The organism is Mesorhizobium sp. W067 (assembly GCF_054719525.1).
In genome coordinates, this window is sequence record NZ_JBTTII010000001.1 from 3,072,775 (window position 1) to 3,094,862 (window position 22,088).

The 22,088-nt window shown below is 59.8% G+C and carries 14 protein-coding genes; 6 read left to right on the forward strand and 8 right to left on the reverse strand.

Annotated features, from left to right (window positions below; genetic code table 11):
* Window positions 1–86: 86 nt before the first annotated feature.
* Entirely contained in the window at window positions 87–1,805 is a 1,719-nt protein-coding gene (locus ACYG97_RS15005; RefSeq protein WP_023733251.1) for a PAS domain S-box protein, read from the reverse strand.
* A gap of 254 nt (window positions 1,806–2,059) precedes the next feature.
* On the opposite strand from ACYG97_RS15005, the gene ACYG97_RS15010 reads away from it, so the two are divergent.
* Window positions 2,060–2,737: a helix-turn-helix transcriptional regulator gene (locus ACYG97_RS15010; protein ID WP_023706589.1), complete on the forward strand. Its 678-nt coding sequence runs from the start codon at window positions 2,060–2,062 to the stop codon at window positions 2,735–2,737.
* 160 nt (window positions 2,738–2,897) lie between these two features.
* The gene (locus tag ACYG97_RS15015; protein ID WP_081726095.1) at window positions 2,898–4,034 is read left to right on the forward strand and encodes an NAD-dependent epimerase/dehydratase family protein; all 1,137 of its coding nucleotides are present in this window, start codon (window positions 2,898–2,900) and stop codon (window positions 4,032–4,034) included.
* A gap of 49 nt (window positions 4,035–4,083) precedes the next feature.
* Here the strand turns inward: ACYG97_RS15015 and ACYG97_RS15020 are convergent, their stop codons facing one another.
* The 6 genes from ACYG97_RS15020 to ACYG97_RS15045 form a co-directional block, all read right to left on the reverse strand.
* Window positions 4,084–5,289, reverse strand: coding sequence for an acyltransferase family protein (locus ACYG97_RS15020; protein ID WP_084023711.1), 1,206 nt, complete (start codon window positions 5,287–5,289; stop codon window positions 4,084–4,086).
* Between the two features lie 215 nt (window positions 5,290–5,504).
* A complete protein-coding gene (locus ACYG97_RS15025; protein ID WP_031262074.1) occupies window positions 5,505–7,673 on the reverse strand; it encodes a polysaccharide biosynthesis C-terminal domain-containing protein in 2,169 nt (722 codons plus the stop codon).
* Between the two features lie 69 nt (window positions 7,674–7,742).
* A complete protein-coding gene (locus tag ACYG97_RS15030) occupies window positions 7,743–9,944 on the reverse strand; it encodes a GumC family protein (RefSeq protein ID WP_023733255.1) in 2,202 nt (733 codons plus the stop codon).
* A 1-nt stretch (window position 9,945) separates the two neighbouring features.
* A complete protein-coding gene (asnB, locus tag ACYG97_RS15035; RefSeq protein ID WP_023733256.1) occupies window positions 9,946–11,943 on the reverse strand; it encodes an asparagine synthase (glutamine-hydrolyzing) in 1,998 nt (665 codons plus the stop codon).
* A gap of 1 nt (window position 11,944) precedes the next feature.
* Window positions 11,945–13,204, reverse strand: coding sequence for an O-antigen ligase family protein (locus ACYG97_RS15040; protein ID WP_023733257.1), 1,260 nt, complete (start codon window positions 13,202–13,204; stop codon window positions 11,945–11,947).
* Window positions 13,201–14,427, reverse strand: a complete 1,227-nt coding sequence (locus tag ACYG97_RS15045; protein ID WP_023733258.1) for a glycosyltransferase family 4 protein — start codon at window positions 14,425–14,427, stop codon at window positions 13,201–13,203. Before ACYG97_RS15045 ends, ACYG97_RS15040 begins: the two co-directional genes overlap by 4 nt.
* A 1,006-nt stretch (window positions 14,428–15,433) precedes the next feature.
* Between ACYG97_RS15045 and ACYG97_RS15050 the strand changes: the two genes are divergently transcribed.
* Window positions 15,434–16,912 carry a M10 family metallopeptidase C-terminal domain-containing protein gene (locus ACYG97_RS15050; protein ID WP_023701115.1) on the forward strand — a complete coding sequence of 493 codons (1,479 nt, stop codon included), beginning with the start codon at window positions 15,434–15,436 and terminating at the stop codon, window positions 16,910–16,912.
* An 88-nt stretch (window positions 16,913–17,000) separates the two neighbouring features.
* Window positions 17,001–17,213, forward strand: a complete 213-nt coding sequence (locus ACYG97_RS15055) for a DUF768 domain-containing protein (protein WP_023733260.1) — start codon at window positions 17,001–17,003, stop codon at window positions 17,211–17,213.
* Between the two features lie 79 nt (window positions 17,214–17,292).
* Here ACYG97_RS15055 and ACYG97_RS15060 read toward each other — a convergent pair whose 3' ends face one another.
* Window positions 17,293–18,018, reverse strand: coding sequence for an AAA family ATPase (locus ACYG97_RS15060; protein WP_023670888.1), 726 nt, complete (start codon window positions 18,016–18,018; stop codon window positions 17,293–17,295).
* A 341-nt stretch (window positions 18,019–18,359) separates the two neighbouring features.
* Here ACYG97_RS15060 and ACYG97_RS15065 point away from each other — a divergent pair, with 341 nt between their 5' ends.
* Window positions 18,360–21,110, forward strand: a complete 2,751-nt coding sequence (locus ACYG97_RS15065; protein WP_023733261.1) for a non-ribosomal peptide synthetase — start codon at window positions 18,360–18,362, stop codon at window positions 21,108–21,110.
* The gene (gene nadE / locus ACYG97_RS15070; protein WP_280790677.1) at window positions 21,107–22,087 is read left to right on the forward strand and encodes an NAD(+) synthase; all 981 of its coding nucleotides are present in this window, start codon (window positions 21,107–21,109) and stop codon (window positions 22,085–22,087) included. Before ACYG97_RS15065 ends, nadE begins: the two co-directional genes overlap by 4 nt.
* Window position 22,088: the final 1 nt, after the last annotated feature.

Consider the following 22,088-nt stretch of genomic DNA (forward strand, 5'->3'; position numbering starts at 1 on the left):
CCGGCCCGAGTTTGCTTGCAGGAAATCGCAGCAAAGGGCCCACACCATCGGTTAATTGGCCAATTCGGCTTCGACTTGTAGGGGCTCTATTGCAATCCAAATTCCTCAATTTCTTTGCGCGATACACGCAGCGAATATCGAAGGCCATCTTCGGTTATTTCCATATTCGGGGAATGCCCGACAAGCGGCGTGCTGTCCACACCGATTATCAGTGACCCGAACCCGCGGCGTACGACTTTTGAACTCTTCCGTCGGCCCGATTCCACCCAATCGAACACGAGGTCGTCACCTTCGTCCTCGGATGCAAATCGCCACTTAACTTCGACCTTGCCATTCGGGTCACCCAGCGCACCATGTTTCACCGAGTTTGTCGTCAACTCGTGAAGGATCATCGCCAAGCCCTCGGCGGCGCCGCTTGGCACAGTGAGGGAAGGTCCACTGATCGTAATGTCGCGTGTCTCCTTGAAGGGCTGCAATTCCCGGTCCACGAGTTCATGGAGCATCCCTGACAGGTTGGCATGACGAGAAAGGATGCGATGGGTCGCCTCCAGTGTTCGAATCCAATCGATCAACATCTCCTTGTATTTGGCAACATCATTGTCGGGAATATCGATCATGTTGACCAGAGCTCTAATCACTGGAAACACATTGCTGAACCGATGGCGCTCTTCGCGCATTATGCGCTCGCGTCTCTTTACGGCGGCGCGAAGCAAAGTTGTTTGTCGACGTTCGGTCAGATCCGCCGCCACCCCGATGCGCATTTTGCGGTCGCCGTGCTCTTCCTGCCGTCCACGCAATGCAATCCAGCGTGTGTGACCATCCACTTGCCGGACGCGAATCTCGACGTCAAAGTTCAATGCCGATGAAGGCTTTGCCGAGGCGGACAACTTCGGCCAGTCGACGGGATGGATTACGGCCGAGAGTTCTTCCAAGCGGCGGACTGGGGCCGGAGGCAGACCAAGGATGTCCCAGAACTTGCCGGAGCCGGCGACTGTCCCATCCTCAATGTCTATTTGCCATGTGCCCAGGCGCCCGGCAGATACGGCGAGATCGAGCCATTCCTTCTGAGCCCGAAGGGCCTCGCGTGCCGCTTGTCGCTCGGAAATATCGTCAACCACCACGAATACGCTCTCATTTGGCGCCTCGTCCGGCCGCGACGAAGACAGGGCCAGGTGAGCCCAGAATGCCGTGCCATCCTGGCGCAAAACGCGGATATCCGTCGCAGACGCGGTCCCATTGCCCAAATCTTCCAAAAGTTTCCGCACAGTACCTCGATCGTCGGGGACAATGAGTTCCTGCAACTCGAGTTGGGCAAGTTCCTTGTGCGCGTAGCCGGTCATCTCCAAAAGCCGTCTGTTCGACTGCAGCAGTTCGCCATGGCGATTGGTATTAGCAAAGCCCAAGGCGGCAGCGTCGATGGCAGCGAGCCTCGCTTCTGCCACCCTGAGCGCACCGTGCAGATCTTGTCGCAGGCGGTGGAACACAGCTGCGATCAGGCTACCCGAACCCAGGAGGAAGACGGCCCCGGTCCAGTCTCCACCAGTGAGGTGACCGTCCAGCAGGTGTCGCATCCACAAGCCGGCGACCGCCATCAGAAGCGTTGCTGCGATGGCAACAAAACGGCCCTCAAGATACACGATGACAACGGTTATGGGGATAAACGCAACAAGCGGCAACGGCTGGCCGCCATATACCGTACTTATCGCCTCGAATGCTATCGATGCTGCAAACACCAACAGCGAAGCTAGATGAGCCAACGTAGTGCTCGACACATTCGATTTGAGCCAGCGCAGGTCCGAACCCATGCGCAAAGACTACAACTTTCGGTCTAGTCCGTCGAGACTAGGCCGAAGGGGTGGCACCTAATCCCAATGCCCGATTGCCATGACTTTGCCGGCGAATAAAATCATGTGTCAGGAGCGCTCTTCAGAAAGGTATATCCAAAGAGACGCTGCGGAAAAACCATTCGCAGATTTCTCGCAGTATGTGGAAATTCAAGTTGAAGCAGCAACTTCAACCGATTTGATTTGCGTCAGTAGCAATGGGTTGGGTGGAAGCGATGACACTGATTGAAACGCGAAACGATACGCTCGCAGGCAGGCAATACATTGTATTGAACGATACCCGCCACGAACGGCCGATAAGCCTTGTGGACCGACCGGACGCAAGGGTCGGCGGATCTCGACGACGCAGCCTGGAATCCATCACCGGCATGCTTGATCGTATGGGTTGCGGCTATCTCGTCCTGGACCGAGACAAGAAAGTAATAGAATGGAACGCTGCCGCTCGGGACACCCTCGCACGCCAGGGCGAAGCAACTGATACAGCCGTCGAGCTTGCCGCCGGGTTGAGGCGGCTGGTCGCGAATGTTCCGGTCCACCTCCAGCCGGGCTCACTCTCATGGGTAGTGATCCACAGCAGAGGCGACAGGCCGGTGACCATGAACGAGACGGGCGTCGTTACACCGGACGGGACAACCGTCGTCGCATTGCTGGACCGGGATAACAAATCGGCGGCCAACCCTCGCACGTTGCAAAGGATGTTCGGTTTGACCAGCGCGGAAACGCAGTTGGCGCTACGCCTCGCCCATGGCGACGCGCCCCTGGAGATCGCCCGCAGTTGGCATCTCAGTCGCACGACTATCCGCTCTCAGCTTGCCTCACTGTTCGCCAAGACCGACACGAGGCGTCAGGCGGAACTAGTGGCTCTTTTGGGGCGCATTTCGGTTTTGCCATGAGAAATCGACTGCTGTCTGCATCCGCTTTGATTCAGACGGCGGCGGCCCGCATTGAGCGCGCTGTCGCGTAGATCACAAGGCCGGCGGCGCCATTTCCGATCGTTCAAGGCGCTGCCGAGATAGCGCAGAACGCGGAACCTGGAAACGGGAGTGACTTGCCATGGCCGAAGCAGATTCGAAGGTCAACAAGCTGGCGGATATCGTTCACGCGCTGCAGGATGGTGCTGCGTCGAACCTTACGCACACGGGGCCGATCATCGTCACGGGCGCCGCTGGGTTCATCGGATTTCATGTTGCGTCACGCCTTTTGCGGCTCGGCGCCGAGGTCATCGGCGTCGACAACTTCACGCCTTACTACGACCTGAAGCTGAAGGAGGCGCGATTTACACGGCTCTGCGCCGAGCCGAGGTTCACGCCGATGCGCTTCGACCTGGCGGACCGGTCGCTGGTGAAAGCGCTGTTCTGCGAATTCCAGCCATCGCACTTCGTGCATCTGGCCGCCCAGGCCGGGGTACGTCATTCGCTCGTGGACCCGCATGCCTATGTGGAGTCAAACATAGTCGCGTTTCTCAACGTTCTGGAGGGCTGCCGACACGCCGGCGTCAGCCATCTCGTTTATGCCTCGTCGAGCTCCGTATATGGTGCCAATCGACGCATACCCTTTTCCGAGCATCATGGTGCCAATCATCCGGTGAGCTTCTACGCCGCCACCAAGGCCGCCAACGAGTGCATGGCGCATTCCTACAGCCATCTGTTCGGCTTGCCCGCAACCGGACTGCGCTTCTTCACCGTCTATGGTCCCTGGGGCAGGCCCGACATGGCTGTCTATACTTTCACCCATGCCATCGCCGAGGGCCGAACGATCGAAATCGCCAATGCCGGGCGCGTATGGCGGGATTTCACCTATATCGACGACATCGTAGAGGGGGTTGTTCGCGTGCTCGCCAAACCACCGTGTCAGGATCCCGATTGGGACGGTCGCGCTGCCGATCCTGCCACCAGCTCGGCGCCGTATCGGCTCTACAATATCGGCAATGATCGGCCTGAAGAAATCAACCATCTGATCGCGCTCATCGAGACGGCCCTTGGCCGCCGCGCCCTTCGCGTCAACGTACCTTTACCACCAGGTGACGTCCTGGAAACCCGCGCCGATGTCAGGGACCTGCGCCGCGCCGTTGGCTTCGCACCGGCGACAACACTGGAGGACGGCGTGCAACGTTTCGTGGAATGGTATCGGGAATTCCATGCATGCCCCGTCGGACAGGTGCGACCAGCCGGCCTTACGGCAACGGCATAGTGAGCACAACAGCGGCATTTCCTTGGTGTGGCAGGGTCGCGGCTCGCCTTCAATCTGTCTTGGGATACGCCGGCAATGGAAGGGACCCAAGCTGCCGCCCTGTGCTGTGCCCGACCCCCAAAAGGCGCCGCGCATAGCGGGTGAGCGGCTTCTCGAACAGACGGTGGGTGATAAATGCCACGCCCAGGGTTATCGCCAAGGCCGAACCGATGAAGGCCCACGGGCCGAGCACAAAGATCAAGCCTGTACGCCAGAAAATTATGCGCATGGCGCGGATCACGAATGGATGCATGAGGTAAAGAGCGTATGACGCATCGCCAACGCCAGCGGCCCACCTCGCCGCCAGGCTGTCATGCCTCAGTTTACCCGGCTCTGCCAGGGCAGCACTCCAAACAATTAGAGACGCCGGAATGCCATACACGACAGGGCGACCAAGGCCGGCCGAGATATCGGGAAACGCCGCCGCAAGCATCAGGGCACCCAGTCCCGTTGCGGCGACACAGGCCCTGATTGGGCCGGAAGGCCGCAGGCCCGAGGCGCACATGACCCCGATCAACGCGCCGAAAGCGAATTCGAGGATGATCGGATTGGTCCAGAAACCCCAAGGCTCTGGCAAAGGAGCCGCAAGAGCGCCCGAGAGCACCATCCCAACCAGGATCGTGAGCAGGACCGTAACTGCCCACCGCATGGGCAGCACGATCGTCGCCGTGAACAGCACGTAAAACAGCATCTCATAATTGAGCGTCCAACCCAACTCGTAGACCGGCTGAACGACGCCGTCAGGGCGACTGGCCGGAACGAATAAGTAGGATTCGACTACAAACCTGAAATCGACGTAGCTCTGGTTGAGAAGATTTGGGGCGGCCACCGCTACCGCAATGTAGAGCGAGGTGAGCGCCCAATATAGCGGGACAATTCGCGCGATCCGGCGGGAAATGAAGAGACGCGCGCCCCCGGGCTTTGCGAACAGCTGTCGCGACGTATGCACCATGATAAGGCCGGAAATCACGAAGAAAATATCGACTCCAGCGCTCCATGGTATCGGATTCCAGCTCTGAAAGGTGCGGCCGGCCTGTAATTCCAGGGTGGCCGCATCATGCTGGGCGTGTCGCAGCGCGACCGAACTAGCCGCGAGGGCGCGCAGGACCTGGACCTGGGTGAGGGTTTCGCGTTGGCTGCGCTCGACAGGCGTCGATCTCTCCGAGCGACGGCGCACTGCAGGCGCCGAGGCGCTCGCCATTCGGGCTTGTTCCATGGATGCTCCGCAGATTGTGAGCACACCCTGGGGCGCCTCCGAAACTGATGCATCCTTCAAATGACGGACACAGCCCGCGAAGTATCGGCTGCCCGCGCGGGTGTCCGGAACAGAGATACGCCGAAGCGTCTGTGCAGCCCTATGGCCTTTGTGCGATCCGGGCTTCGTGACTTCCTGCCCGAACGACGGCGATCACCGTAGCCAAAACAGTGCTCTCATTTGCTCGCCCTCAAGAACCAATGCCATTGACGGGCATCGACCGCGCTCGGCCTCATCGACAGCAAGGCAAAAACCAAGCCTGGCATGATTTTCAGTCGCTTGCGGATATAGACGGCCATGGCAATGCTCCAGATGCTCAGTGCAAGTGCCACACCCACCGCAGCGCCAAGCAGGCCGTACACCGCAACTCCGGCTGCACAGGCAATTATATTGGCCACAGCACCCGCTACCATCGTCGTTGCCGCAGCCCATTCATTTCCAGTCATGGTCAGGAGATTCTGTTGGGGCCCGCACAGCGCGACAAAGACATATCCCAAAATCAGAACCCGTGCGATCGGCGCTCCCGCGCTATAACCCTCACCGAAATAGCTCAAGAACGGCTCGACTATCACCATCATTGGGACGGCCACCAGGATGGCACCGCCAGCAGAAAGCAGGGTTGCGCGCGCGAACAGTTGTTGTAGGCCTCTGCGATCGCCTCTGACGTAGAGATCGGCTGCTGTTGGCGAAAACATGGTTGCCACGGCGATACGGGACAGGCCCACGAGCATCGCGACATTCAAGGCCAGCGCGAAAATACCCGCTTCAGCAATATGGCTTGTCCAGCCCAAAACCAGGACTCCTGCCCGACTGACGAAAACATCGAGCCCAGTGATGAGCATGAGCGGGGGGACGGCAAGCCACCATTCCCTCGAGGCATAACTTGGCTTGGCGTGTCCCAGGCCGGGTGGTTCAAACCTCCTCGCGATGATGAACACCAGCGCCGCTGTGAAAGCGGAACTCACAAGCACCGCCATCGTCACCGAGGGCGCATCCACTGTTCGAAATCCCGACAATGCCAGGAGCGCTACCAACACGAGCAGGAGTCCGTCTCGCATGATGCGCTCCGGCAACAACGCCGAGACAACGCCGCCGAAAGCACGCACAAGCGTGGCTCCGAGAGCATAGGCCGTAACCAAGGGCACAGCCATCATGCCGAGCACGATGCTTGTCTCAAGCCCTCTTTCCGTTGGATCTGAAAGGAACAGGACGGACGCAGCGCCGATCATCCCGAACAAGGTTGCCGCTATCAGCGATCTCTGCAGCGCAAATCTTATCACCCCGCGGGCCAGATCAAGCCTGCCACTGGCCCTATAGGCCGGGAGGAAACGCAACAATGATACATTAAAGCCAAGCGTTGCCAGATAGGCGAGCACTGACGTCCAAGCCTGAACGTAGGAATAGATACCGTAGTTGTGAGGTCCGATAAGGCGTGCAATTGCCAACTGTGCAAGACTGGTCAAACCAGCGCCACCAATATAGATCAGCAAGGCGAATATGCTTGCCCAAGCCAGCCGCGAGCCCATGTCCTTGTTGCGCGGCGGTGCGGTTGCTGAACCAGTTACATCTGCGCGATGAGCCGGCAACTCAATTTGCTTTTCGCCGACCGACCTATCGAAGCGCGACAATGCAGAAAGTATTTGTCTCTCAATCCGACAAATACTTTTAAAGGTCGATGGACCATCGGTGTTTTCGACGGAGATGATTTCCCGGCCAGATGTTGTCAGGAGGTCATGCATCGCTTCAAAAACGGCGAATGAGCGCATGTTAACGCTCAAGTCGGCCTCGAAAATCCGTTCCGCCGGCGGCTCAAGCTCCATCCGCCGACGAAGGCGACTTTCCACGACCGCAGCTGGCACCAAGAGCCTGACGGTGAGATCGGCCGCCGGTGCGAGGCTGAGCGCCTTTTCCAGCGCTCTGGGGTTGGTGCTCCCATTGAACATCGCAAGCGAACCAATCGCTTGAACATATCCTTGATCGAAAATTATAATTTCGGGCGATTGCTCCGCAGACTTCCAGCAACGCGAAAGGTGCAGGATGTATCGCCAGATTCGCGCGCGCCATATTCGGTTTTTTGGCGGTATCATCCTCACCATTGCAAAGGAACTGGAAATATCATCGGCTCGCCCTGCCGAAAAAAGCAGTATTCTGGCTGTTGAAAACATCGCCGATACGATCCGTGATATGAACAGAAAGATTCCGAGATCATATTTGGCGGCCCTGGTGCTTGGCTTGTAGCTGAGAGCGACCTTGGCGTGATAGCCTTTCCCGCGCAGCTGCTGCGCAAGCGCATGTGCGAAGGTTGTTTTGCCGGATCCTGGAGGTCCGAAAAATTCAATGATCATCGTGTATCTGGCTCGATTTAGGGGCTCGATCGCTCCCTGGAGCTTCTGTTGAAGATCGCACACGCATCTTCAAACCCTCTCCAACAGAAGATCGGCGTTGTCTCCGAGCCTGGAGCCGGCTAGCCTCTTCAGGTTCACCCGGGTGAGCACACTCCCTACTGGAACGGTGGCGGATCCGCCGGCCCCTATTGCATCCAGAGCACCACGGGCAATGCTGCGCCTCGTCCTTGCCCAGCGAACGGCAAAAAGCACCGAATCGGCCCAGCGCTTAAGCAGCCTGGTTTCAGGCCCCCCGAGGCCCAGGGGACCGTTCATGATGACCACGTCGTAGGCCGAACGCAGCTCCTCGGTGAACTGGCATTTGTCGACGGTGGACAGAAGCGTCAGGAGATCATCGGAAGGTGCTGGAGCGGCCATGAGGTCGATACCGATTTCCGGCATCCTCGTAATTGCATCCTTCAGCACGCAACGTTCATTCACATAGTCGCCGAAGGAGTTCCGGGCCTTGTCGGTGCTGAATTCACCACGAAACCCGTTCGTGAGCCGTACATCCTTGCGATCGAGATCGAGGAAAAGCACTCTTCCTCCCAGCCGCGTTGCCGCCAGCGCCAGGCTCCATGCCAACTCGGTCTTGGCATCGTCCTGGATGCTGGACGTCACGAGAATGATATGCGGCGGCTGCCCCTTCCCCTGAGTTGGCGCCGCAGTGACGAGCAGCGAAGTCACGGCGCGGCTGAACGGCAAGTTCTGCTGGCTCAGAACCAGATGCCGCAGCTTTCTGGCGTTAAGTCCCGCAACCCTGGGAAGCAGTCCTACGCACGGGACCCCAAGCTCGGCCTCGGCTTCGGCTTCACTGCGCAAGGTTTGGTTGAAACCGTTGCGGACCAGGACAATGACCGCCCCCATGAGACCAAAGACGACCATGCCGGGGGGAATCAGGAAAATTGGCGACAATGTCATGGGGGTCGACGGCGGCCAGGCGGTCGAAAGGACCGCTACGCCTGGCGAAGGAGCGGCGATGCGACGTGTCAAGTCCTGCTGCCGGCTCAGGAGTTCGTTGTAATGCTGCGTCACGATGGCTACCCGAGGCTCAAGGGAACGCAGCCCCGAAAGTTGGCTCGCCGTGTCGGCCACGGCCGCGTCGAGCATCGCTTTGCGACTTTCAAGAGCCGTAGCCTGGGACCGGTAGACATTTGCCTCGGCAGCGATTCGGGCAACGCTTTGCTCCATTTCGCGGGCGATCGCGTTGCGCAGATCGCCGTCGGCGGCGGCACCCGACTGGCGTGTCACCAGGTCCGTCAACACGGGCGACCCGATTTCTTCAGCGATGGCCGTGACCGGGGCGCCCGCCTTGCGCAGGTCCTCAATACGGCGAAGGCGCGCTTCCGACGCGGAAAGACTGGCTTTCGATAGGAATATCTGCCGGCCGAGTTCCGCTGTCTCACTGGCTGCGTTGTTGGCCGCAGTCTGATCGACGGCGCCATGCGTGAGCCGGTATGTCTCCAGCCGATCTGTCGCTTCGACAAGATCCCTTTGTACTTGCGGAAGGCTGGCGACTATCGAATCCAGATGAACCTGATCCGATGCTCGGCTTTTTTGTACCAGATCTTGAATGTAGACCTGGGCGAACGTGTTCGCGACAAGTGCCGCACGCGCCGGACTTGGATCGGTGAACCCGATGGTGATGACGCGCGATCGCAGCTCTTGTCCGACCCTCATTCCCTTGCGTAGCGCCTTCAGCTCGGGCGCGTCCGCTGCGTCCGGATTTTCCGCCACTGTCTTATCCTGTCTCCAGGCCCTGTTCAGGAGGTCGATGAGGAACGAGCCAGCCGCGGGCGGGACGGCATTGACGACGCTCTTTCCGTTACCGTCGACTGGTTGGGCTTTGCGCAGTGCTGCCAGGACCCGACGCAGGTGGCCTTGCGAGGAGAGCATCGTCAGATGATCATCGATGTTCGATTCCAGCGAGTCCTGGGCGGATGCCACGCCACCCGAAGCACTGCTGCTCGGGGCGTCGATAATGACCTGCGTCGTTGCCTCGAACAGCACCGGGCGGGTGAAGCCTGCCAGTCCGGCCAGGATGCCGCCCAGAAGGGCCATGGCAAGCAAGAACCATTTTCGCGTCGTCAGGATGATGACGAGCTGGTGGAAGGGTGACGATTGCGTTGGCTCGCGTGGCGGCCGCATCAAGCGCAGATTGGTTTCAAGTGTCCCAGCTTCCATCTGCTTGGCGCGCGGACGCCGGGCGCGGTTGGCTATGGAACCTTCCATCTCAATCCCCTGTCAGTTCGATATGGTAAGAAGGGTGCGTGGCGACCGTCGATGGCCGCATGGCTTCGTTGCGCCACGCCTGAAACATGAGCACCGGCCACAGGTCGCGGAAATTATCTTGGCTTCCATGCAGATGATTGCGCCAGCATGCGTCGACCTTCTCACGGTCGATGACCCCGTCCCCGGAGCGGCCGATCGTGGCAATTATATCGGTTGCCCAGCCGCGCAAGGGCCCTTTCAACCAAGTCCCGACCGGAACGTCGAAACCTTGCTTGGGCCGGTCGACCAGTCGGCGTGGTACATAACGATCAAGCAGTCGGCGAAGCAACCATTTGCCCTTCCCGTTTCGGACTTTGGCACGGGCTGGCAAGCGCCAGGCGAATTCAACGACGCGATGGTCCAGGATCGGGCATCGCCCCTCGAGGCTGCTGGCCATGGTGGCTCGATCGAGCTTCACCAAAATGTCGCCCGGTAGGTAGCCTGTCATGTCGGCGAATAGGAGACGCGAGAGCAGGCCGTCGAGCTTTGTCGTGTCGGTAGGTGCTGTCGACGGCTTGCGATGAACAAGGTCGTTGGCTGAAGATTTGGTCAGTTGCAGAAGGAGTTCGTCCTCATCTCGCGCCGCGAGCAGGCGGGCAAGGCGAGCCAGGCGGTCACCGCGCAAGCCATGCCGCATATTCGATGAAAGCGGCAGATTGCCGAAGATATCTTTCTGAGAGGCTTGGGCCAGCAACCCAGCCCCCGATGCCAACAGCCGGCGAAATGACAATGGCAGCTCATGCTGCTTTGTGAGGCGGGTTGCCAGGAAGTGTCGAGAATAGCCTGCGAAGCACTCGTCGCCACCATCGCCTGAAAGCGCCACGGTTACATGTTGCCGCGCGAGCCGCGACACCAGCAGCGTCGGTATCTGCGATTCATCGGCAAACGGCTCGTCCCAAATCCGGGGCAGCTCCGGAATGACCTCAAGCGCGGCGGCCGGCGAGAGATGAAGTTCCGTATGATCGGTGCCCAGATGCCGAGCCACCGCGGCCGCATGGGGAGCTTCATCAAACCCACCTTCGCCGAACGCTATGGTGAACGTACGAACGGGGTTTCGGGACTGTGCCTGCATCAGCGCGACGACAGTCGAGCTGTCGATTCCGCCCGACAGAAAGGCGCCCAGCGGCACATCTGCAATCATTCGTTGCTTGACGGCCAGGCGGAGCAGGCTGTCGAGCTCGGTCGCGAGGTCCTCGTCGCTGGCGGCTATCGGATCGCGCTGTCCCTTGCTGGCGACATCGGCCAGCGACCACCAAGGGTGAATGCGATGCGCAAGCGAACCGGTGCCGCGGGCGTCGGCGAATTGCGCCGCAGTGACCGACAGGATTGAACCAGGCGGCAGCTTGAACACGCCTTGCCAAATGCAACGGTCATCCGGCACCCAGCCGTTGGAAACCATCGTCGTCGCCGCATCGACATCGAGTTCCGGAGTGAAGCCTGGGAAGCAAGTGATCGCCTTCAGCTCCGAGGCGAAGACAAGCGCGTCACGTGTCAAGGCGACATAGAGTGGCTTCTTGCCCATTCGGTCGCGGGCAAGCTGAAGCGTTCGGTTCTCCAGGTCCCACAGCCCGAAAGCAAACATGCCAGCGAAGCGCGCGAGGGCTGCATCAAGGCCCCAGCTTTCGATCGCGCACAGCATGACCTCCGTGTCGCTGGCGCCGCGGAAATGATGGCCCGCCCCTTCCAGTTCACGGCGCAGATCGCGAAAGTTGTATATCTCGCCATTGAAGGTGATGACATACCGACCGCTCGCGGAGAGCATTGGCTGGCGACCCGCTCCGGACAGATCGACGATGGCCAGTCGCCGGTGGCCGAAGGCTACCCCCCCTTCACGGCTCACCCAGAAGGCCTCACCGTCAGGTCCGCGATGACGAAGCGCCGTCGCCATCGGTCCGATGGCCCTAAGCGCACTTGCGTTGGGTGCATCGGGCGCCAACAAAATTCCGGCGATCCCACACATTCTAGCATCTCCTCTGGCGAACAATCGCGGGGATCGCTTCCGGCGTCCCAGCGACAAGGCAGAGGGTCAGACAGAACCACACGATCGGATGGCGGATGACCAAATGCGGAGCACTGAAGACGGCGATCGATGCCACGAGCGCCACCAGAGCATCCAGCTTCGCCCGCCAGGCGGACAACGCAGCCGAGCCGAAGATCCACATCAGGGCTAGAACCGAAATCAGGCCGCCCTGAGTGTAGAGATCCAGGATGGTGCTGTGCGCCTCGAAGGGCCGCGGCAAAAACTGTTGATTGACCACGGGGGGACTATCTAGGTGCGGGCCCGGACCCAGTCCAAGCGATCCCGATCGTGCCCCCTTCTCCAAGGCTGCATTCCAGAGGTAGAGGCGAAGCGCCGCGGTTTGGGCAGTCGCTTCCCCGCCCTTGTCTTTGGTCAGGCTCTTGGCGAAGTCTTCGGCGCTGGAGGCCTCGCTGAGGGCATAGGGCGCTATAGACAGGGCCAGCGGCAGGAAGCCAACGGCCATCAGGACGGCAAGCTGCCTTGAAAGGCTCGCCTTATTGCCGTCGCTCGCCAGCCAGGCCCGGACCCGCAGCCCGAGAAGGATCAGACAAGCCAGGACCGTGGTATAAAGGTAGGTATCGCTTTTTGTCAGCCTTCCGACGTAAACGGTGAATATGAGGCTGCATAGGGCAAGGCATCTTCCCCATTTATTGCTGGTGGTTGTGGCAAGATGCAAGGCCAGTGGACCGAGCAGGGCGCAGTAGAGCGCAAGCTGGTTCGGATTATCGGACCACCCGCAGAAGCGGTCCCAGTACCAGGGTTCGACCCCAGCCTGATGGAGCCAGCCGAAACCAAGCCCTACCTGAACGATGAAGCCCGCATTCGCGACAGCAACCATCCACCAGGCGATACGACGCAAACGGAAGGACGCGTTGGGCTCCGCAGCGGCCAGACAGGTGACGCACGCCAACAGCACATAGGCCAGCGTGTCGTGCAACAACGGATCCAGGAACAACGTGGTTGTCAGAAAACCGATGATGTAACCCACGCCCATGGCAAGCGCCAGGATCAGCCAGAAAAGCCCAAGCTTAGCCAGTGCCGGCGTAACCTCCAGTTGGCCGCCAGCAAGGATTCGCGTCATCGACAGCATTATCCAGAGCGTGAGGCACAGTTCGCTGTAGCCGAAGGGCAGCCCTGGGATGCTGAGTTGCGCCGCGTAGGACATCGCGACGCCGAAGGCCAGAAGCGCATCACGCATCATTGCCGCGCCTCACCCAGTCGATGGGGGCTCGGCACCGCCTCTTCCCTCGGATTCGCCTGCGCCGCTTGAACAAGCCTGCTGCGATATCTGCCACCCAGGATTGTCTTATACAGGTCGCAATACTGGTCGATTACCCACGACAGCGAGAACCGCTCCCGCACGAATCCGACGGAACGGCTGCCCATGGTCTTGCCACGGGCGGGGTCGGAAAGAAGATCGACTATCCGGGAGGCCAAGCCATCCGCGTCGCGCGGCGCCACGAGATAGCCGTTCCAGCCATCCTCAACCACATCGTTGCAGCCCGGCATGTTCGAGGCGACGATCGGCAATCCGGACAATCCCGCCTCCAGCAGGACACGCGGAATTCCCTCGCGATATTGCGTCGGAAACGCAAAGATATCCGCCATGCCAAGGAGGGCTGGAATGTCGCGCCTTGGCCCCAATGCGACAACGTGGGGAACATGGCGCTCGATATCGGCTCTGCTGACGGCAAACGGACCTTCGGAGTCTTGCGGGCCGACAAGTACGAAACGCGCGTTGGGCCTCTCGCGGATAACGCGAGGAACCGCCTCGATGAGGGTTGGAATCCCCTTCTGCCGCGTGAGCCGGCCGACAAATATTATGACCTGGGCCGATTGTAGGCCAAGTTCCTCGCGCATCGTGGCAGCCGAAGGACCACGATACCTTGCCATCGAGAATGCATCGGGGTCGATGCCAGAACTCCGGATCAGTCGCCCTTTGCCGCGAGTCACCAGCCGGTAGCGCTCGAAGAAGGCCTGATCATCACTATTCTGGAAGACGGTCATGGCTGTCCAACGAGACGCCACCCCCTGAAGGCCGCAAAAGAAAGGACGCAATGCCAGGGCCCGCGGCTCCCGCGACGAGAATGTCCAACCAAGCCCGTTGATGGTGCGAACGACGGGAACGTGCCCGCGCACCGCCAGTGGAGTTAGGATATTGGGCTTGGTGTCGAAACTTTGAATGATGTCCGGACGCAGTTCGGACATCAGTTCACGGATCGCGCTGACAGCACCCCATTCTGCACCGCCGCTGCCAAAGCGGTCGAACCCGAATCGGCGATGGGCAATGCCATGGGGTGAGAAGGCGGCTCCGAGATCACTCGAAACGGCAGTGACTTGAAAACCCCTTTCGCGAAGCGCCAAAAGAAACGGGATTCTTAGTCTATGATCCTCGCCTCCAACGCAAACCAGATGCGGACTCATCCTGTCGCTCCTGGATGCGATACCAATCGCGTAAAACAGCTGATCCTATCCGCGGTTTCCATGGCCGGTTTCATCGCCCCTGAACACACAACAGCCAGTCCCACGCTAGGAGCAGGCTTTCGTGCTGTCCTCGTCTGTTTGCATGAAGCAAGCTGATCAACGATGCGGCAATGCAGCCACAATCGCTGTCGCCTCGGTCAGTGCGTTGGATCATCCGGTCTGACCGTGCAACGACGACACGTTCGCGTACGACACGGCGGGCCGGATATTTAGAAAAAGAGGGCTGTGTTCGAAGGTCCGCGCGCTCGCGTTCAAAGCAATCTCCGCCCGCCTTCTCACGCCGGATCAACATCGCGCCCAGATGGTGTGATGACTCGCACCGCCAGTTCTCCCGACCGCTTCGTCTGGAACAGGCTTTCACCCGGTCTCTGGATATGGTCGGACCACCAGCCGCCCCTTCCCGCGGATGGGCGACCGCGTTGCCATGCTCGCCGTCATTCGGACCGGCACGCCCGCCTTTCCGTTGAACCCGGTGGGATCCAGTTCAGTGCCTCTCCGCAATTGCCAGCGGCGCGCGCCTCGCATGACCTTGTGGAGTACTGCCTTGCTCATTTTGGCGCCGAGGCTTTTCACGAGGAGCATTGAGCGGCTGCAATGGGAGGGCTTCGCCAGGACGCGATTCCTTTGCGGTCTGAGCTCGAAGAAATCCTGCGGGAGCGCGCATTTGGGCGGTGGCTCAACCGAAGCGCGCATTGGCCGATTGCCGCCACTGCAAACGCACAAGGCGCTCCGGCAGACTTCGCTGCAATGCTTTCGTTGCAGGCTTGAGCACCCCATACTTGGATCATCTACATACCTCTGAGGCAAGCGTAGCATCGAGGCTGTTGTGTTTTTCGGACGCTGATCAAAGATTCTATCAAGGGGCGCCGGTATTTGATTTGTCGCTAATGGATCCTTTCCCTAGGCAGGTGTGGGGCGCCTACCGAATCGGACGAAGGGTATGTCAATGACAACACTCCATTACGCCTCGGGCGGGTCGGCCTCCGAGGTCGCGAAAGCCGGATTCAATCTTGTTGATGTATCTTCCTTGGACCAGCTCAACGCCTTGCCGGCCGGCCAGAAAGGCCTGGTGTGGCTCAATGAAGCCGATGGTGCAACCTCCTCCTTTATCCAGAAGGTCACGCCCTTCATCGGCAATCCGAAAGTGTTTGGCTTCTTCCTCGTCGATGAGCCGGACCCGACCGGCAAATGGGGAACTTATGCCACCGCCGCTGATCTGAAGGCGGAGTCAGACTGGATCCACAGCCACCTGCCCGGCGCCAAGACCTTCATAACAATGATGAACATGGGGTCTTCCGCTAACCCCGACTTTTCAAACACATTCAATCCTGCCAACACGCATATCGACTATTACGGCTTGGATCCCTACCCGGTACGGACCGGAACAAGCACGATTGACTACAACATGATCGACAGGACTGTGGCGGCGGCCGTCGCCTCGGGCATCCCGCTCAGTCAGGTCGTTCCCGTGTATCAGACCTTCGGCGGCGGCGACTGGACGACCGACACGGGCGGTCGCTATGTCCTGCCCAGCGTTGCTCAGGAAAAGACTATGTTGGACCACTGGGCCAAGGTAGCGCCTTCGCCCGCCTTCGACTATGCCTATGCTTGGGGTTCTCAACAGGGCGACACGGCGCTTGAGAGCTCGCCGACGCTGCAGGCTCTGTTCCTTCAACACAACCAGAGCACCGCAAGCGGTCCTTCGGCCAGCGAACCGACGCCGCCGCCTACCAGCACAGTGCCTCCGCCCACAAGTGTCCCTCCGACCAGCACCGGCGATCACATTTTCTACGGCACGGGTAGCGCGGATGTGCTTCGCGGCACCGCTGGCGCGGACACGATGATGGGCCGCGGCTACAACGACACCTACTATGTCAACAACGCCGGCGACAAGGTGGTGGAACTGCGGCACAGCGGCAACGATAGCGTGCTGGCATCGGTCAGCTACGCGCTGTCGGCCGGTTCGCAGGTCGAGCATCTTGCGACCACCAGCAAATTGGGAACTGCCGCCATCAAGCTCACGGGAAACGAATTCGCCCAAACCATTGATGGCAATTCCGGGAGCAACACTATCAACGGCGGTGGCGGGAGAGACGTTCTGACGGGACATGGCGGCAACGACGTCTTTGTCTTCGATTCGGCTCTCAAGGTCGGCAATATCGACAAGGTCACCGATTTCAAAGTGGGCCACGACAAGATCCAACTCGACCACACTGTGTTTGCCGGCCTGCATACCGGCGCCCTCCCCTCTTCGGCGTTCTACGCCGGCAGGGCCGCGCACGACAGCGGCGATCACATCGTCTATAACAGCACGACCGGCGCGCTTTCCTTTGACAGCGACGGCTCCGGCGGCGCACATCAGATCCAATTTGCCACTCTATCGCCACACTTGGCTCTGACGGCGTCCTCGTTCATCGTGACGTGACCGCGGGAACGTCAGCCTGAGCAAGATGGTCTGACGTTCTTGAATATGGCTGACGGAACCAACAAGCCCCGCCGAGCTTGTAGTTGGTATGAGCGCGCGCGGCATCGAATTCCTGCAGAAATGGATAGAGGATAAGATCCCGCTCTACACCAAGGCCGATCCGGCTCTTGCGGCGAAACTTGCGGACCAAGCAACGGCGGATGCCATCAGAGCGGGAATCCGCCCCGAGGAAATCTCTGAGGAAGTCGGAAGCATGTTGACGACCATGCTCGAAGTGCTCGATCAGCACGATTCGACATGATTGCGCGCTTGGCGGCAGATGCTGCCCGGCTTGGCGCCAAATGCATAAATGTGTCATGGATCATAGGTCATGGGCCAGCCTAGGCAGCATGACCAACATGCTCTCCCAGAACGCGCGCGACGACCCCGTCCACGTCGTGAGGTTCAGCACCATTGACTTGTATCAACGGCCATCGGTCCTGGCGCAGGCACTCGCCGACCTCTCTTGAGATTTCGGCCTGCCTTAATCCTTTGTCCACGCCAAGTTCGAACAGCATAACCTCGAGGAGCGGTTGCTGCGCATGCCTATCCACAAGACGGCGGCGTAACGTTTCCTGGGGCGCGTCGAGTTGCACAACGAGATCCGGCCGCGGCAGGAACGCCAGGCACTCGCGGACCGCGTCGAGGCTTGGAGTTCTAGCCAGCACACCCAGCGCACACAAAGCCTGAATCATGCCCTCTTCGAAGATGAAGCAACCGGGCGACTCCCGCGCTTGGCGCCAGGACTGGCACAGTTGGGCGATGTCGACCTTCATTCGCCATGACCACACGCGGCTTCGAAGAGGGATCGATGCCAGAAGCCGGGCCGCGACACTGTCCTTTGGCAAGGTCGACAGCAAGATAGGACCGGATGTGGCAATCTTTTTGCCAATTCTTCCTATGCCATGGCGGATTTCCGGAGCGTCATCCTGAGCCGATCCAGGTTCAATCAGGCGATACCCATTTACTGTCTTCACATTGATGCCGTGTCTCGCCAGCCCTTGGCAGAGGCCGCGAAGCAGCGTGGTTTTACCCGCGCCAGGCGGCCCAAACAACTCGATGATCATATGCTCAAGCGTCTCCGAACGAGCAGTCATTCCCCTACGGATCAAGCTTAGCCGGATTTCAGATCACACCAACGTTCATTTGAATGATTGTTCCAGTCAGTGAATCTGGGCACCGAGCCCGGATTCTAGCGGAGATGCCGATCGCTCCGTTCGCCTGGGCAAGCCGTCTTGCGCTCGACGGAGCTTGCAAGGAAAAACGACCGGTGCTGGACACAGATGGCAAAACTTCTGAAGGACGCTCGGGAAGCGCTGGCTAGGCAAGATCGAGGCATCATCCGAATGATTGATGAAAAGATCTCCGCGGCGAGCGATGTTCGACCGTCAGCTTGGCGGGGCCCTGAATGTCCTCAGTGTGTTTGCATTCGGAAGTGGCAAATCAAAACCTACAGGTGGATCTGCGACCCACCCGAAAGTGGTCAGTCGTTCCCGAATATGATCTTGACCAAGGGGGGCCAGTCTGGCGCCGTTACCGACAGATGGGTGCCAAATTTGCGGACACTCCAATCTTCGACCACCTTGGAGATGTCGCCAGGCGGTATCCTGACAAGCTCGCAATCAGCGACGGCGCGAACCGCCTGACTTTTTCTGAGCTTTTCCGGGCGGTCGAGACGCTGGCAACTCATATCGCTGCCGTCGTCCCCGAAGGGCAGGCCATCGGCATCCTGCAAGCAAACTCCGCTTGGTATCCTGTGGCGATGTTGGCGACCATGGCGGCGGGACGGCCTTCGGTCCCGCTCAACACAAGAGATCCCGCCTCTCGCATTTTCGATATAGTCAGTGCCGCGGGGCTCGGCGCGATTATAGGCGCCGAAAATGTTCGCCCGGTCGAATTGGCCCAAGAGATCGTCTGGATCGAAATTGCGGCCGCCGTGGCGTCCAACGATCAACACCCAGAACAGCAGCATAAGCCCCCTATGGTTTCGGTCGATGCGCCCGCATTGGTGCTTTACACTTCGGGCAGCACCGGGCGCCCCAAGGGAATCGTCAACAGCCAACGCAGCCTGCTATGGCGGGTCCGGCAATATGTCGATGCGTGCCATATCAGCGCGGATGACGTTTTCCTGCCGCTGACCGGGCCAGCCACGATCGCCGGTTGCCGGGAGATCTTTGCGGCGCTGCTGACGGGCGCCACGTTGCATCTTCTCGAGGTGGAGGCTGTCGGCCTGCGCGCTACGCGCGCTCGATTGCAGTCCGAAGGTGTGACGATCGCCTATCTTGTGCCGGCACTGCTTCGAGCCCTCCTGGCTGAGGCGCCCGCCGACGCTTCCTGGCCGCTCAGAGTGGCCCGGATCGGTGGGGAGAAAGTGTCATGGATGGACATCGCTTTGCTGCGCAAAGCCGTTTCGGACCAGTGTCTGATCCAGATCGGCTACTCATCGACTGAAACCATCGGTTCGCAATGGTTCTTGCCGCCTGACTGGCCCGAGCAAGACGCGTCGGTTCCCGTCGGCAGGCTGCTCCCTGGTATGACATTCGCTATCGTCGACGAAGCGGAGCGCAATGTAGGGCCAGGCGAAAGTGGAGAGCTTCTGATCAAAAGCCGCTATGTCCTGCTTGGTCATTGGGAGAACGGTGTGGTCGTTCCCGCGCAGCCGGACCCCGACGATCCCGAGGCTCGGCTTTTTTCGACCGGGGACCTCGTTCGGCTCGACGATGATGGCATCTTGAGGATCGTCGGCCGCAAAGGGCGCCAGATCAAGATCAATGGTCGACGCATCGAGCCCGCCGAACTCGAACGGGTCTTGCGTTGCGCGCCTTCGGTGGCGGATGCCGTGGTGATGGTAACGGCCGCGCAGGAACTCATCGCCTTCGCGGTTCCCCAGCGCTTCGCAGGCGGCGCTTTTGCAGACGACCTTCGCCAGCTCCTCAGAATGACCTTGCCGGCACCATTGCGTCCCTTGCGATTGCACCCCGTTGACGCAATCCCACGCCTGTCGGGAGGTAAGGTCGATTTGGCAACACTGGCCGAGATAGATCGTTCGCACGGAAGGAGGGCGCGAGCCGCCCGGTCGTCCACTCTCGATGCTCCGCCCGCCGGAGGAGCAAAGGACACGCGTCAAATAGTGCAGCACGCGTGGACGCAGGTTCTCAACACAGGCACTGCCACGGGAAACTGGGATGATGCTGGAGGAGATTCGCTGCAGCTGCTGCACTGCGTCATGGCAATCGAAAACGCCATCGGGCAAGAGCTGGGCCTCGAGGCATTCACCGTCGGCATGAGCTTGGACGAGATGGTTGAGGCGGTCGTCTCTGCACGGTTAGGCGAAGGGCGCGAAAAGAAGCACCACCCCCCGATTCTTTTCCTGTTTCCAGGGTCCGTTGGCTATGGTCCGAGCCTGGCTGCGTTCGCAGCCGCCATGGGGAAAGTCGCCCGTGTAAACCCCATCCGATATCCGAGCCTTGCGGCGATACTGGACGGACACAACACCCTCAGCGCCATGGCTGGCGCCGCACTCGAGCAGATAAGCCGCATCCAACCTGCGGGCCCCGTGCGACTTCTCGGCCATTCTCTGGGTGGCGCGGTTGCATTCGAGGTTGCCGCACGGCTCATGAAGGCCGGGCGAACGGTGCGGTTCCTGGGCATCCTCGACACGAGCCTTCTGGACGAGCCGAGCAACCGTTGGGAGACACTTACCCGTACGTTCTATCGTATTCGCACCAACCGCATATCCGCGCATCGGATGGCTTGCAGAGCCCTTGCGAAGATCACCGTCGCCGTGGGCGGCGAAGCGCGTCTGGCCAGGATTCTGGACAGATTTGCCAATGGAGAGTTCAACCCGACGATCTTCAGGACCAAACTGGAACTGCAGGAGGTTTTAAGGGCGAAGTCATTCTTCCAATGGCTTGAGGCACCGAAACCGGCTCTGCCCCTCTCCGGTACCTTGTTCCGATGTCGCAGGGAGGGAATGCCGCGGGCCTTGGGCTGGGACAGCGTCTTGGCACACCTGGACGTCATTTCGATCACGGGCAGCCACATCGACCTTGTCGTCGAACCAAACCTTGCCACCAACCGTCCGCTTATCGAGACGGCCATCGTGCAGACCTATTCCCCCGCCGAATCTCGCAAAAGGGAGGACTTGTCATCGACATAATTCCGGAATTCAGCAAGGACATGCTGACGCTCGATGCCCGCGCGGAGGTCGATCGCATCGTTGACACCTTGCGCACTCAGGTTCTCGGCACCCTGCATCGTCGCGGCGTGGTTGTCGGTCTTTCCGGCGGTATCGACAGCTCCGTCGTCGCGACCTTGTGCATGCGCGCGTTCGGGAAAGACAAGGTCCTGGGACTGTTCATGCCGGAGCGGGATTCTTCCGGCGACTCCCTGAGACTTGGCCGCCGCGTCGCGGCACAGCTTGGCATTGAAAGCGTCCTTGAGGACATAGCACCGGCACTGGAGGCCATTGGGGCCTACCGCCGGCAGATCGATGCGATCCAGACCGTCGTTCCCGACTATGGGGAAGGGTGGAAATGCAAGCTGGTGATCGCGTCGGTTCTGGAGAGCAGCGGGCTCAATATAACCCGCCTCACGGTCCAGGATCCGCAGGGTAAAGTAGATACCGTGCGTCTGCCGCCAGCTGCCTATCTGCAGATCGTTGCTGCGACAAACTACAAGCAGCGCCTGCGCAAGATGACGGAATACTATCACGCCGACCGCCTCAAATACGCGGTTGTCGGCACTCCAAATCGCCTCGAGTACGACCAGGGCTTTTTCGTCAAGCAGGGCGACGGAGCCGCCGACGTGATGCCGATCGTTCACCTTTACAAAACCCAGGTTTATCAACTCGCGGAATATCTCGAGGTGGATGATGAAATCCGGCAGCGGCCACCGACCACCGACACCTTTTCCATGACCCAAAGCCAGGAAGAATTCTATTTCGCGCTGCCCTATCACCTGATGGATCTATGCCTCTACGGCCTGAACCACGGGGTCGCCAGCAATGAGCTCGCGGCGGTTGCTGGCCTCACCGAGCCCCAGCTTCAGAAAGTGTTCAAGGACATCGAAGCGAAACGAAGGGCGGCCCACTATCTTCACGCGCGGCCTTTGCTGTCCGCGGAAGGCGGAGATTGAC